The sequence below is a fragment of the Companilactobacillus bobalius genome (assembly GCF_002179915.1).
Classification (GTDB): Bacteria; Bacillota; Bacilli; order Lactobacillales; family Lactobacillaceae; genus Companilactobacillus; species Companilactobacillus bobalius.
The window spans coordinates 77467-91123 of sequence record NZ_MYFM01000001.1; the positions used below are offsets into that span (position 1 = coordinate 77467).

General features: G+C 34.3%; 15 protein-coding genes. 12 read left to right on the forward strand and 3 right to left on the reverse strand.

Features of this window, described 5'->3' with window-relative positions; all coding sequences use genetic code 11:
* The first annotated feature begins 29 nt into the window (after positions 1-29).
* The 7 genes from LKACC16343_RS00375 to LKACC16343_RS00405 all read left to right on the forward strand — a co-directional run bounded on the left by LKACC16343_RS00375 (position 30) and on the right by LKACC16343_RS00405 (position 6197).
* Positions 30-1271, forward strand: a complete 1242-nt coding sequence (locus tag LKACC16343_RS00375; RefSeq protein ID WP_056952823.1) for a PTS transporter subunit EIIC — start codon at positions 30-32, stop codon at positions 1269-1271.
* A complete protein-coding gene (locus LKACC16343_RS00380; RefSeq protein WP_056952821.1) occupies positions 1261-2130 on the forward strand; it encodes an alpha/beta hydrolase in 870 nt (289 codons plus the stop codon). The genes LKACC16343_RS00375 and LKACC16343_RS00380 overlap by 11 nt, the downstream gene beginning before the upstream one ends.
* 99 nt (positions 2131-2229) lie before the next feature.
* Entirely contained in the window at positions 2230-2805 is a 576-nt protein-coding gene (locus LKACC16343_RS00385; protein ID WP_056952819.1) for a hypothetical protein, read from the forward strand.
* A gap of 79 nt (positions 2806-2884) precedes the next feature.
* A complete protein-coding gene (locus LKACC16343_RS00390; protein WP_056952818.1) occupies positions 2885-3376 on the forward strand; it encodes a VanZ family protein in 492 nt (163 codons plus the stop codon).
* 45 nt (positions 3377-3421) lie between these two features.
* Entirely contained in the window at positions 3422-4153 is a 732-nt protein-coding gene (locus LKACC16343_RS00395; RefSeq protein ID WP_056952816.1) for a sulfite exporter TauE/SafE family protein, read from the forward strand.
* A 79-nt stretch (positions 4154-4232) separates the two neighbouring features.
* A complete protein-coding gene (locus tag LKACC16343_RS00400; protein ID WP_056952814.1) occupies positions 4233-5855 on the forward strand; it encodes an ABC-F family ATP-binding cassette domain-containing protein in 1623 nt (540 codons plus the stop codon).
* Between the two features lie 102 nt (positions 5856-5957).
* Complete coding sequence (locus LKACC16343_RS00405; RefSeq protein ID WP_056952812.1) at positions 5958-6197, forward strand: type II toxin-antitoxin system Phd/YefM family antitoxin; 240 nt, start codon at positions 5958-5960, stop codon at positions 6195-6197.
* Positions 6198-6272: 75 nt separating this feature from the next.
* On the opposite strand, the gene LKACC16343_RS00410 is transcribed toward LKACC16343_RS00405, so the two are convergent.
* The 3 genes from LKACC16343_RS00410 to LKACC16343_RS00420 are packed head-to-tail and all read right to left on the reverse strand — an operon-like array spanning position 6273 to position 8790.
* The gene (locus LKACC16343_RS00410) at positions 6273-7091 is read right to left on the reverse strand and encodes a PTS system mannose/fructose/sorbose family transporter subunit IID (protein ID WP_054643663.1); all 819 of its coding nucleotides are present in this window, start codon (positions 7089-7091) and stop codon (positions 6273-6275) included.
* Positions 7066-7869, reverse strand: a complete 804-nt coding sequence (locus tag LKACC16343_RS00415; protein ID WP_056952810.1) for a PTS mannose/fructose/sorbose/N-acetylgalactosamine transporter subunit IIC — start codon at positions 7867-7869, stop codon at positions 7066-7068. The genes LKACC16343_RS00410 and LKACC16343_RS00415 overlap by 26 nt, the downstream gene beginning before the upstream one ends.
* Positions 7870-7875: 6 nt before the next feature.
* The gene (locus LKACC16343_RS00420; protein ID WP_056952808.1) at positions 7876-8790 is read right to left on the reverse strand and encodes a PTS sugar transporter subunit IIAB; all 915 of its coding nucleotides are present in this window, start codon (positions 8788-8790) and stop codon (positions 7876-7878) included.
* 200 nt (positions 8791-8990) lie between these two features.
* On the opposite strand from LKACC16343_RS00420, the gene LKACC16343_RS00425 reads away from it, so the two are divergent.
* The 5 genes from LKACC16343_RS00425 (at position 8991) to LKACC16343_RS00445 (ending at position 13655) form a co-directional block, all read left to right on the forward strand.
* Positions 8991-10232, forward strand: coding sequence for an alpha-L-fucosidase (locus LKACC16343_RS00425; RefSeq protein ID WP_056952807.1), 1242 nt, complete (start codon positions 8991-8993; stop codon positions 10230-10232).
* Between the two features lie 17 nt (positions 10233-10249).
* A complete protein-coding gene (locus LKACC16343_RS00430; RefSeq protein WP_056952805.1) occupies positions 10250-10972 on the forward strand; it encodes a GntR family transcriptional regulator in 723 nt (240 codons plus the stop codon).
* A 148-nt stretch (positions 10973-11120) separates the two neighbouring features.
* Positions 11121-11630, forward strand: coding sequence for a VanZ family protein (locus tag LKACC16343_RS00435; RefSeq protein WP_056952804.1), 510 nt, complete (start codon positions 11121-11123; stop codon positions 11628-11630).
* 86 nt (positions 11631-11716) lie between these two features.
* A complete protein-coding gene (locus LKACC16343_RS00440; protein ID WP_056952802.1) occupies positions 11717-12604 on the forward strand; it encodes an alpha/beta hydrolase in 888 nt (295 codons plus the stop codon).
* An 85-nt stretch (positions 12605-12689) separates the two neighbouring features.
* Positions 12690-13655 (forward strand): 2-hydroxyacid dehydrogenase family protein, encoded by a 966-nt coding sequence (locus tag LKACC16343_RS00445; RefSeq protein ID WP_056952800.1) that lies wholly within the window; start codon positions 12690-12692, stop codon positions 13653-13655.
* The last annotated feature ends 2 nt before the right edge of the window (positions 13656-13657 follow it).

The following is a 13657-nucleotide window of genomic DNA, read 5'->3' on the forward strand; positions in this document are numbered from 1 at the left end:
ACTTTGTTGAATAGTTAAGAGGGGTAAACATGGTCACTCGTTTATTGAATTCTTTTGCTCAGATTCGTAACACTAAAGTTGCGAGTGCTGTTCGTAATACTTTAACGCTATTATTTCCGATTATGTTATTAGGCAGTTTTGCCGATGTTATTAAGTTCGCATTTTTAACTAAAACAGGTTATATGGCACAAATGTTTGGCATTACTAATTGGCTGCCATATTCACGTGAATTGAGTTGGGTTATGGAAGTAATTTTTCACTGTACAATTGATATGATTGCTCTCTATGCTGCTTATGGAATAGCTTATTTCACTGCTAAAGAGTATAAGAAGGACGGTGCCAGTGCTGGAGCTATTGGATTGTTGTCGTTTTTGATTATTTCATATCAACCAACTGAAGATGGATTACCTAATTTTAGTCGCTTCTTTATGTCGCAGGGGATGTTGATAGCTTTGATTATCGGTTATCTCTGTGGTCGACTTTGGGTTAGTTTTGATAATTCGAAGATTCAACAACGTTACAAAATTATTATTCCTGTTTTCATTGTTTTATTAGTTTCAGCAATTTTGAATTTAGCTGGATTATTTGTAGTGAAATTGGAAATACCAACTTATGTGGCTAGTTTTGTAACTGAACATTCTCCGTTCAATTCATTAGTCTATGTTTTAGGCATGGGCTTCTTAACTGACTTACTATCTTGGATGGCAGTTGGTGGTCCTTTTAGCAATAACCCTACCTTTAATGATGCGCCTTCGATGGCTAACATGAATGCGGCTTTGAAGGCCGGTTCATCTTGGAATGTACCGTATAAGTTTACCGACACAACTTTATTCCACAGTTTCGCCAATTTTGGTGGTAGTGGGGTAATGATTGCTTTGATTATTGCTATTTTGATTTTTTCAAAAAAGAATCGAAACCGTAATGTCGCCAAATGGTCGATTTTTCCAGCGGTATTTAATAGTCATTATTCTATGATGCTTGGTATACCAGTGCTCTTTAATCCAGTTTTTCTAGTACCATTTCTCATTACACCATTGTTTAATATGATAGTGGCCGCAATTTTTATTCTCTTACATTGGATGCCCGTGGCTGCTTATCCAGTTCCCTTGGGAACTCCAGGCCCATTGATTGCATTTATTGGTACGAATGGTAACTGGATAACTTTGGCTTTAGGGGCTATTTTATTAGTGATTGATGTCTTGATCTATATGCCGTTCGTCAAATTGTCAGATCGAATTAGTCAGAGGGCAGGTGACATCAATGAAAATTAAGCATTGGTTTTGGACTATCCTAGGAATCGTTCTGTCAGTAACACTGATTTTTGTTTCATTGAACTGGTCACATCAGAATACAACCGAATTAGCCAAGATTCACAATTCTAAGCTGTCACCAGTTATAATGATTCCAGGTAGTTCTGCTTCAGTAAATCGGTTTGATACGTTAGTCGATAAACTGAACAAAAATAATAAACATCCGCATAGTTTAATCAAAATACGAGTTACCACCGATAGTAAACTACATATTTCTGGACGTTTGCGTCGTGGTGATAATGAGCCGGTAATAGTCGTTGGTTTTGAAAATAATCATGATGGTTATGACAATATTAAGAAGCAGGCTAAATGGTTCAACGTAGCCTTTAAATTTTTGACAAAACAATATAATTTCAATAATTTTAAAGCCATTGGACATTCAAATGGTGGATTGATTTATACAGCCTTTTTGGAAAATTATTATTCTGAATATTCAGAACAGGTAAAAATCAAGCAATTAATGACAATTGGTTCACCATATAATTTTAATGAAAAATCGGTTCGTCATAAAACTCAAATGTTATCCGATTTTATTGACGATCGTGATAAGATTCCATCAAGTCTTAGTGTCTATTCAGTTGCAGGGATAGAGACTTATAACTCTGATGGATTGGTGCCTCTGGGAAGTGTTATGGCCGGAAAATATATCTATCAGGGACAAGTTAAACACTTTACCTCTATATCCGTTTCCGGATCTGATGCTCAACATTCTGATTTGCCTCAAAATGACCAGATTATCGATTTAATTAATCGATATATCCTTGATCCTAAACAAAGACCACAACGTCAACAAGGAGCCATCTCTTTAAATGGGCAATAGCTCCAAAGAAAAATTGAATAATGCAAACCCAATGGAGGAGTAAATGTGAGTTATAATCAATGTAAGAGTTTACATTAAAAATGAAGGGTTGTGCTGATAATGAGTTTGAGTTTTGGTCATAAGATTAATTATTTACCGTTGATGGTTTCTCTATTTGGTGGAATTATCATTGGATTTTTCTTTTACCTATTATCACGAAAAGTATTGATAGCTATTTTGTTTGGTATTGCTTGTTTGATAGCCATTGTGATGCTATATACTCTTAAAACAAGAGATAATTTAGATCAGTGGATCGTTGATAATCGGGGCATTCATTATCAGGATTACAGCACAACTGGTAAGAGGGTTAAGGCCATATTGTTTCCCAATATATCCAATGAGGAGACTGTAAAATTTAACGAAATTAAGGCCTTCTCAATCGTTGTTGGAAAAGGAATAGATTTGCCAAAGGGAATCGGACCGGATGGTTCAATTGATGCTACGTTTTATGTGGTGGATTCGGCATATCAGGCATTCAATAGTCCTTATTATCTGTCATTAAAATTGGCTAAGGGTAGGGATGTTGATTTAGATTTATCCTCCAATGGCCATGATGTGGCAGCCATAAATGAAGTTATTAAAAAGATTGAAGAAAGAACTAAGTTGCAGGTTAAATTAGAAAAGCAACGTGTATAGTGGCATAATAAGTCGACCGATGAATTATAAATGGGTCGATTTTTTATTATTAAAAAATAAGGAAGAGAGGTGTATAGCAATGCGTTGGATACCGACATTATTTATTTTGCTATTAGCAATGGTCAGTGGTTTATATATTTTTGGCAATTTAAAGAAACTTTCTCGACCATATTTTGTTCTCTTCTATTGGCTGTATTTCGTGGGATTGATGGCTGTTTTGTTCATGCCGATTTCTATTGATGGAATAACAGTTAAGATTCTGCCACCTGGTTTGGGACGCGTGAATCTATATGAATTACAATTATCCGGAATTGAGTTTTATGAAAATATTATTATGACTGTACCGTTTGGTTTCTTTATTAAAAAAGTATTTCCGAAATTTCCACTGATATTGTTGGCTATTTTGGGAATTCTGATTGGTTCTAGTTTTGAGTCTATGCAATATGTCTTGTCACATCATTTCTTGATTGATCGTACAAGCGATATTAATGATGTGATTTCTAATGCCACAGGTGTTGTTATTGGTGGCATGATGGCAATGATCTACAATTTCCTTTCAAAAGATAACTGATAACTACCTATTAATACGTTAATATATTAATATGGAGGGTATTTTATGAGTTGGATATTTGTAATGATTTTGGCAGCCACGTTAGCGGGGTTCGTTCAAGGGGTCACTGGCTTTGGTTCAGGAATTGTCTTAATGGTTTTTTTACCACAACTTTTACCGATCAATCAAAGTGCTGGAGTTTCCACGTTAACGATGTCGATTGCTATTATCATGGTGGCTTGGAAGTATCGTAAAGCGTTGAAGTGGCAAAAATTGGTTGGACCATTTTTGATTTATATCGTCATGGCCGTTTTTTCACTGCATTTGAGTAAATATTTAGCAGCAGGGTATTTAAAAATTTTATTAGGATTGTTATTGATAATTTTGGCACTGTACTACACTGTAATGAATTTGAAGTCGATATCGGTTAAGTCAATTCCATTTTATGTCATGGTGGTCTTTGCTTTGATTTCAGGATTTTTCAATGGAATGTTTGGTATTGGTGGACCACTAATGGCACTGTACTTTTTGACTATTTCTGATTCTAAAGAGAATTATTTAGCCAGTATTCAAACGTTCTTTTTAATTGATACGATTATCATGACCAGCTTACGTTTTTCAACTGGAATTCTAACAGTCGACAATTTGAAATTTGTTTTAGTAGGATTTATAGGGGCTGTTTTAGGAACAATCTTGGCCAACCGATTGGTTAGTCATTTGAATATTCGAGTTATGGAATTTTTCATTTATATTTTTATCGGAATTAGTGGCTGTTATTACTTGATAACGGCTCTATAACGAGAATATTTACTTGCATACATTGAAAATAGTCCGTATAATGCAATTTAATTATGTTTAAGAAATGAGGATTATATATTTGATTACTGTAAGTAACGTTAGTTTGCACTATGCTGATCGTAAGTTATTTGAGGATGTAAATATTAAATTTGCCCCAGGAAACTGTTACGGCTTAATCGGCGCAAATGGTGCCGGTAAATCAACTTTTCTAAAAGTGTTATCAGGTGAGATAACTCCTTCAACTGGTTCTGTTAAATTAGGACCTAATGAACGTTTGGCTACTTTAAAGCAGAACCACTTTGACTATGATGACTACACAGTCATGGAAACTGTTCTCATGGGTCATGCTGACTTGTATAAAATTATGCAAGAAAAAGATGCCATCTACATGAAACCTGACTTTAATGAAGAAGATGGTCTAAAAGCTGCTGACTTGGAAGCAAAATTTGGTGAAATGGGTGGCTGGGAAGCTGAGGGCGAAGCCTCACAAATGCTTCAAGGCCTAAATATTCCTGAAAGTCTGCATCAAGAAAAAATGGCTAATTTAACAGCCGGTCAAAAAATTAAAGTGTTGTTAGCCCAAGCTTTATTTGGTCAACCAGATGTTTTGCTATTGGATGAGCCTACTAATGGGCTTGATGTTGATTCAATCGATTGGTTGGAAGAATTTTTGATCAATTTTGAAAATACTGTTATTGTCGTATCCCATGACCGTTACTTCTTGAATAAAGTATGTACATATATGGCTGATTTGGATTACAGTAAGATTCAACTATATGCTGGTAATTACGATTTCTGGCAACAATCTTCAGAATTAGCTCAACAAATGAAACAAGATCAGAACTCTAAAAAAGAAGAAAAAATCAAAGAGTTACAAGACTTTATTGCTCGTTTCTCGGCGAATGCTTCTAAATCTAAACAGGCCACTTCTCGTAAGAAGATGCTTGATAAGATTACGTTAGATGATATTCAACCAAGTTCACGTCGTTATCCATTTATCAAGTTTGTTCCTAACCGTGAAATCGGAAATGATTTATTACAGGTGAAGGATTTGACGATTTCTATTGATGGAAAGACTGTTTTGAAGAATGCTAACTTTATTTTGAATAAAGATGATAAAGTAGCCTTTTTAGCCAAAAATGATATGGTAACAACAGCCTTATTCAAAGTATTGACAGGTGAATTAGAACCAGATTCAGGTACAGTAACTTGGGGTGTTACAACTAGCCAAGCATACTTACCAAAAGACTTTAATTCAATGTTCAATGAAGACACGCCGATTATTGATTGGTTACGTCAATTTGCTGAAAAAGGTGAAGATGACGATACTTTCTTGCGTGGTTTCTTAGGAAGAATGTTATTCTCTGGGGATGATGTTACAAAGAAAGTTAACGTTCTATCTGGTGGAGAAAAAGTTCGTGTCATGTTATCAAAAATGATGTTATTGAAGGCCAATGTTTTACTACTTGATGATCCAACTAACCATTTAGATTTGGAATCAATTACAGCCTTGAATGATAGTTTGATTGACTATAAAGGTTCAATTATCTTTGCTTCACATGACCACCAATTTATTCAGACAATTGCTAACCGTTTGATTTACTTAACAGCAAATGGTGTGATTGATCGAGCAGATACTACTTATGATGAATTCAGAAGTAATGATCAAATTGAAGCACAAATCAACGAATTAGATAAATAAGCAAAATCCCGATTCCAAAATGGAGTCGGGATTTTTTTGTAATGATTACACTAGAATATAATGATATTATGTATTCAAATTTACTTGAGAGGAGTGGGTGTAATGTCAGAGGTAAGGCCAATTTCAGCTCTAAAGGAATATACAAAAGTGTTTAGTGAATTAAGAGAAGGTAATCCAATAACTTTTACAAAAGATGGCAATGAAGTGGGAATCTTAGTTAATTCAAAAGAATGGAATAAGATACAAGCTGAAATAAAATTGTTGAATGGATTGAATCATGAAGATAATTCGTTTGATGGTATGCCGTTGAGTGAGTTTAGAAAGTTACATGATGGAAAATAATTAATAAAAAAGAACCTGTGATTGATCAGGCTCTTTTTTATTATTAATGATAGAAAATAGTTAATGTTCAAGAAGTTACTTACTTAAAATACCTAATCCACCAAGGATAATTCCAACAATTAAAACAGAAACGATTAGTCTTGTTGAATTCATTTTCTTTTTACCTAATAGCCAATAACAAATTGCCACTAAAATGACTGGTACAAGAGAAGGCATAATTTGATTCAAAATAGATTGGGCTTTAAGAACAACCTTACCGGTTTTGAAGACTAAGGGAACTTTAACTGATACCACGGTTGGAATCAATGCGCCAACAACAGTAACACCAAGCAAGATTGCTGAATCGGTAATTTTGTTTAGTTTGTCACCGGCAGCGTAAATTAATTTTTCACCTTGAGAATAACCTAATGGTAATAATGAAAATCTTAAGAATAATACGGCAAAATTAACTAAAAGCCAGATAATTGCGCCAATTGGATTTCCGTGAAGTCCCATATAAGCACCAATTGATCCAAAAATGGTGGGAAGAATAACTCCAAAAATAGTATCACCAACACCTGCAAAAGGCCCCATTAAGCCAGTCTTTAATCCAGCAATCGTATCTTTCGCTTTTATTCCTTCTTTTTCCTCAATAGCCATATCCATACCAATGATGAAACCACCAACGTAGGCATTGGTATTAAAGAATTGGTTGTGCATCTTCATCATTTCTACACGATCGTTATCTTTTGAATAAAGTTTTTTAAGTGTTGGAAGCATGGTATATAGGTAACCAGTAGACATCATTCTTTCATAATTCCAACAAATTTGACTTGACCAAAGCCAACGCCAGTTAGCTCTGAATAAATCTTTTTTTGTAATGACTTTATTAGTTTTCGTATTCACCGAGTTCATTTTCAGTTTCCCCCTCACGTGTAGTATTATCTGAGTTTGAATTATTACTATTATTACCTTGTTTGTAATGCATAATAGCTAAGGCTAGACCTAGAAGGGCAACTCCAAGCATTGGAATTTTGAGATATGAAGCTGCAATAAAGCCTATTATTAAGTAAGAAATAAATTTCTTTGTTGGTAAAAATCTCAATAAAATGGCAATACCGACGACTGGTAGAATACCACCAGCTACATTTAATCCATTTGATAGCCAAGTAGGGATGGCATTAACAATTTTAGTTACAACGCTATTACCAACAATCAACATAACAAACACAGGGATTGATCTAGATAGTCCCCAAGGGAATACACCATAGATGATATTTTTTGCTACATTTGTTGTGTCATTTTTGTCGATATATTTATCGACTTTATGTAAGAAGAAGGTATTTGTGAACCTTGCTAACACATCAAGCTGAACCATTAATAGTCCAACAGGAACGGCTAATCCAATGGCAAAGTTGACTCCTTTACCTGTCATAACCGCGTAGGCGGTACCAATGATGGCACCGGTCATAAAGTCAGGCATACTTGCACCGCCATAAGTACCAACTCCTAAGACCATTAATTGAAGCGTAGCACCTACAACTAGTCCAGTTTTTAAGTCGCCCATTATAATACCCGAAACAAATCCAATTAATAATGGATAATTACATAAGATACCAACAGTAATTTGATCGATAATCATCCAAAATGATAAACAAGTCAGTAATAATATTTGCCACCAAGCAATACTCATAATAATTTATTCTCCTTTATCCAATAATGTCATGAAATTTTGCTTTTTATCATTCGGCACCATTTGATGATATAAATTGATTCCTTTACTATTTAAATCGTTAAAGGTTTTTACATCTTCCTCTGTAACGGCGACACTTTTAGCAACTTGTCGAGCACCTTGTTTCATTGAAATATTTCCAACATTTATTTCTTTCAACTTAACTCCATCATCTGTTAATTTACTTAACACGGCAGGATTTCTAACAATGATGAATACCCTTTGTCCAGCGTATTGATTTTCTTTTATCCGTCTTGCTGCACCATCAGTAGTTAAAATACTTAAATGCACACCACCTGGAACAGCTGTTTTCAAAGTCATTTTTTGAACGTTGCTTTTCACAATACTATCGTCAATTACCATAATTCGGCTAGCGGATAAACTACTTGTCCACATGGTAGCGACTTGACCATGTATCAATCGAGCGTCAATTCTGACATTGATAATTGGATCTTTACCAGGCATCTTCTTAGGCGATTCTTTTCTTGCTATCTGTTTCTTAGTAGTTGCTTTATGTGGATCTGATGGATCGATTTCTACCAAGAATTTTTTATTTTCTTCAAGAGCATTTTCAATAGGAGTACCTGTTGCAATTGATAAAACTAATCCAAAAGAAAGTCCCGAGAATACTCTAACTTTTTTATGCGTTCCTTTAAAAATTAAAGCGGAGTTAGCTGGTGTTCCACTTTTGATATCACAAATGATGTAGAAGAAATCATCATTATTTTTTTCATATAATCCTTGATATTTTTTTACTACATCATCAATTCCCATTGGATCTTTAAAAGATACTATTTGGAAATCATTTAACTTACCAGTAATCATTTCACAGCTACTCAGAGTTTCTTTTGAATAATTACCATGACTAGCTAATACATACATAAAGATTCACCTCCGACATATTTAATGTGTTAACTTAATTTTAAAATCAGCTTAACACATTAAGTAAGCGAATACAATTACATTTTAAAAATACAATTAATCCCTATGTATCAATGATTATCATTGTAAAAGTGTCATTTGAAAAAATGTAACCTAATGTGTTATCCTAATGGCAAATATCCAAAAAGGAGTTTGTAATGATGAGTATGCCTGTAGAGAGAATTAAAAATTATGAACATATGGGACTTGGACTGTTTATTCATTGGGGGCTTTATTCTCAAATGGAACAAGGAGAATGGACAGAATTCATCCATGACATTGATCAAAGAAAATATGAAGAATTAATAAATACATTTACTGCAAAAGATTTTAATGCGGAGTCAATTGTTAAAAAAGCTAAAAATATGGGTGCTAAGTACATTGTTTTGACTACAAAGCACCACGAAGGATTTTTCCTTTATGATACAAAAGGGTTAAGTGATTTTGATGTAATGCATAGTCCAGCAAAAAGAGATTTAATCAAAGAATATGTTGATGCCTGTCATAAATACGATATTAGTCCATTTTTTTACATGGCATCCTATGATTGGCATAACCCCTTGTATAAAGATGACTTCAATAAATATTTAAAGTATTTACAAAGATCAGTAGAGTTATTATGCAAAAATTATGGCAAGATTGGTGGTCTTTGGTTTGATGGTAATTGGAATAAAAAAGATGCCGATTGGCATCTTGATGAATTGTATGGAACTATTCGTAAATATCAACCAGAAGCGATTATTATCAATAACACTGGATTAAAGAATATGGGGAAAGTCATTAATCCAGAAATTGATGCTGTGACTTATGAGCGTGGAATTCCTGACACAATTAATCATGGAGAAAAAGGCCAAAAATATGTTGCAGGAGAAATGTCAATTACTTTAAACAAACACTGGGGTATCGCTGCTAATGATATTGATTATAAATCTCCAGGGGAAGTGATTGAAACCATTTGTCATGGGAAAAAAGTTGGTGCAAACGTATTAGTGAATATAGGTCTTACAGGTACCGGGGAAATTCCGATTATATCTCAGGAATATATGAAAATGATTGGTCTTTGGATGAAGTTTTATGGTCAAGCCATTTATAGTGCAAAACCAACGCAAATAAAAGCCGCGGAAGGACTAAGGGATTTTGTATTAAGTGATGGTAAAAGCGATTATTTATTTATTTATGATATTAAGGTCACTGGAAATAGTAATGTAGTTTTGGGTGGTGAAGGTACAAATCCACGCTCATTCGTTGGAATTGATAAGAAGGTAAAGAAAATAACCTGGTTGGATAACAATGAACAATTAAAATTTTTGCAAAATAATGATATGCTTACTGTTAACGCAACCGGTTTCAGGTATGGGACTGATTTGATAGTCCGTGTTGCCAAGGTTGACTTTGAAAATTAAGGAGAAAATCTCGGTAAATGTCAGTACCTAAGTATAAAGAAATAATAGATGTCTTAAACGAAGAATTAGGTGGTGGAAAATTACATCAGGGAGACAAATTTTATAGTGAATCTGAAATTTGTAGCCGATTTAATGTAAGCTCAACCACGGCCGTAAAAGTATTAAATGTTTTACAACAACAAAATAAAGTTACTAGAATCAAAGGGAAGGGTACTTTTGTTGCCAAGGAAAATCATAAAAGTGTCGTCCTTTACACTGATCTAAATATGTCTAATGGTCATTCAGAAGGAGTTAAGGTTTTAAATGTTGAAATCAAAGATGACAAGACAGTATTAAAAAAAATGGGGCTTCATTCAAGCGACAAGTATTTAAAAGTAACAAGGATAAGATGTATTGGAGAAAAAACATCTCAATATTCTGTAAGTAATATTCGCTTGGATTATATTGATAAGAACAAATTAGATGATGATAGTAACTTTGACTCTGTTTATAGCAGAATTAAGGAAGATGTTGGTCTTGATCCCTATAAGTTGCCGTATACTCAAAAAACAACTATTAGTAAAGTGAAAGATTCCAATATTTTAAATTATTTTAATAGGACAAATAATTTATACGTATATCAGGAAAGATTAACTTATTTACCTACCGTGGATAGTTCTATTCTAGAGTATGCATATACTTATAAATTACCAGAATTTTGGGGTATGGAAACTGAATCGGTTTTTGGTGGAAATATTTAAAAATAACTATTCTGATTAAATTAGAAATAAACAAAAAACACAATAACTTCATAATTTCGTCAATCAATTTTAAGTTTGCTTAAATAAACAAGTTTTAAAGTATAAGTATCAATTAGCAAATGGACAAATTATGAAGGGAGTGTTGGTTATGCGTTTTATACCTTTACTAATAATATTAACTATTTCGATAATCAGTGGTTTAATCATCAATCATAATATTAAGGAATTCGAGAAGCGTCATTTCTATCTAATAAGTTTAGTTTATTTAACTTTTCTAGGGATGATTCTCTTTACGCCAATTTCGTTCGATGGAACATCGGTTTATGTGATGTCAGCGGGAACTGGACGGGTAAATCTGCATCAACTTGATATAATTGATATCGGTTTTGCGGAAAATATTATTTTGACGGTGCCATTGGGATTCTTAATTAGAAAATTTTTCCCACATGTATCGATACTTTCAATGGCCTTCACTGGGTTTATGATTGGTGGTGGAATTGAAACGTCCCAGTATTACTTATCACATATATTCCTGATCAATCGGACTAGTGATATCAATGATGTTTTAGCGAACGCTTTAGGTATCGTCGTTGGTGCCATCTTGATGGTGGTCTACGAATATATCACTAATAGGAAGACAGTTGTTGCAACTAAATAAAACAATTAATAGGTTAATATCGACAGAATTAATCTATTAATTGTTTTTTTATGCTAAAATTTTAAGTATATGGGGGCGCTTACAAAATGGGACAAAAAATAATTGATGCAATAATGGATTTTAGAAAAGGAGCTAAGGCTAACGACGACAAACGTGATGAAGGACTTCCAACTGAAGTTGAAGGTGTTAAACGTGTTGACGATATAGCTTATGGATCAGATCCAAAGTGGAATTTGTTAGACCTTTACTTACCAGAAAATGTTGAAGGACCAATTCCTACTATTATAAATATCCACGGTGGTGGCTGGTGTTATGGTACTAAGGAAACCTATCAATTTTATGGATTGAATTGGGCACAACGAGGATTCGCGTTCGTAAATCCTAATTATCGTTTGGCCCCAGACGTAGTTTTTCCAGAAGAATTGGATGATGTCAACCGCTATATTCATTGGGTAGCCGATCACGCAGCTGAATATGGTCTTGATACCAATAATGTTTTCTTAGTAGGTGATAGTGCCGGTGGACAAATGGCTGAACAGTATACTACTATTTTGACCAACGAAAAATATCGTCAAATGTTCAACTATGAATTAACTGATCTGCATTTCCGTGCTGTGGCTTTAAATAGTTCTGCTAATTTTATGTTTGATCCGGATACAGTTAGAAATGTAACACAGGCTTACTTTACCGATGAATTATTGAAAAGTAAACATGATCAACTGAATACGGAAGAGTACATTCAAGATAACTTTTTACCAACATATATCTGTACCGCTAATAACGACTTTATCCGCAATAATTCTGTTAAATTCGACGGCTTCTTGACGGCCAAAAAAGTTCCACATGTTTTCAGAATGTACGGTGATGAAAAGAATCCACGTGAACACGTCTTCTTGATCAATCAAAAAGATGCAATTGCTAAACAAGCTAATGACGATGAAATGGCATTCTTTAAGAAATATTTGGTTAAATAGACTTGTTCGGTATTAAAAACTTGTCAGAGAAATTATCATATATCATACTAAAATAAAGAGTTATTTATATGATGGAGGTTCAATAATGGCAAAAGTTTTTATTGCTGGCAAAATTCCAGATAAAGCAGCGGCCTTACTAAAAGCAACTGACTTAACAATTGATATGTACACTGATGACAAGCTAATTGGTGCAACAACTTTAAAGCAACATGTGGCTGATAGTGATTTTTTGATTACACCACTGTCAACGCCAGTCGATCGAGATGTGTTAGATCACGCTCCTAAGTTAAAGTTAATTGCTAATTTTGGTGCCGGAACGAATAATATCGATACAGCGTATGCGAAGGAGTTAGGTATACCAGTAACCAATACGCCAATTGTTTCAACTGTTTCAACGGCCGAATCTACTACTGGTTTAATTATCAGTTTGATGCATCGTATCGCTGAAGGTGATCATTTGATGAGGACCACTGGCTTCAATGGGTGGGCACCACTATTTTTCTTAGGCCATGAATTACAAGGTAAGACCTTAGGAATCATCGGATTAGGTCAAATTGGACAAGCCGTTGCTAAAAGGATGCATGCGTTTGATATGCCAATTCTTTATACTCAACATCATCGTCTTCCAGTTAGTCGTGAAGTTGAGTTAGGAGCCAAATTTGTATCTCAAGCTGAACTTCTAGAAAAGTCCGATATCGTGACATTACATTTACCACTCAATGGACATACCAAACATCTATTAGGTGCTAAGGAATTCGCTCAAATGAAATCCAGTGCAGTTTTGATCAATGCTGCTCGTGGCCCCATTATCGATGAAGTGGCTCTGACGAAAGCATTGAAGGAACACGTTATTGCTGGTGCAGCTTTAGATGTTTACGAACATGAACCAGAAGTATCTGATGAATTGAAACAGATGCAAAATGTCTTACTCACACCACACTTAGGCAATGCTACTGTTGAAGCACGTGATGCTATGGCAACAATTGTTGCTGAAAATGTTATTGCGGCTGTTTCAAAGCAACCAATTAAGTATATTGTCAATGGACTATAAAG